General features: G+C 36.3%; 2 protein-coding genes. Both read left to right on the top strand.

Annotated elements, in window-relative coordinates; all coding sequences use genetic code 11:
- Positions 1 to 46 precede the first annotated feature (46 nt).
- The gene (locus CXF74_RS21725; protein ID WP_101084708.1) at positions 47 to 298 is read left to right on the top strand and encodes a type II toxin-antitoxin system Phd/YefM family antitoxin; all 252 of its coding nucleotides are present in this window, start codon (positions 47 to 49) and stop codon (positions 296 to 298) included.
- A partial coding sequence (locus CXF74_RS21720) for a type II toxin-antitoxin system YoeB family toxin (protein WP_198552972.1) occupies positions 295 to 427 on the top strand: 133 nt, incomplete at its 3' end. The genes CXF74_RS21725 and CXF74_RS21720, both read left to right, overlap by 4 nt.

Raw genomic sequence — 427 nt, 5'->3', positions numbered from 1 at the left:
ACGCTAAACTGTACAAATAAACGTACATGAACATATTGGAGTTCACATGGATGCAATAAGCTACACATCAGCTAGAGCAAATTTAGCAAACACAATGGCGCATGTTTGTAATGATCACGCACCAATCATTATAACTCGTAAAAGTGAAGCTCCCGTTGTGATGATGTCTTTAGAAGACTACAACGCAATGGAAGAAACTACTTATTTACTTAGATCACCAACTAATGCACGCGAACTTTTAGAGTCTATTGCCGAACTTGAAGCTGGCAACGGAACTGAAAGAGAGCTAATAGAATGAAACTAACCTTTTCAACTAAAGCTTGGGAACAATATCTATATTGGCAAACAACCGATAAAAGAATATTGAAACGCATAAATCTACTAATTAAAGATATTCAAAGAAGTCCAACTGAAGGTATTGGAAAGC

The sequence above is a fragment of the Psychromonas sp. Urea-02u-13 genome, from assembly GCF_002835995.1.
Classification (GTDB): domain Bacteria; phylum Pseudomonadota; class Gammaproteobacteria; order Enterobacterales; family Psychromonadaceae; genus Psychromonas.
This window is presented reverse-complemented; position numbering and strand designations above follow the sequence as displayed.

Bases quoted from the DNA above. Each gene is read 5' to 3' on its own strand.
- CXF74_RS21725 (WP_101084708.1), top strand. From the start codon at position 47: ATGGATGCAATAAGCTACACATCAGCTAGAGCAAATTTAGCAAACACA.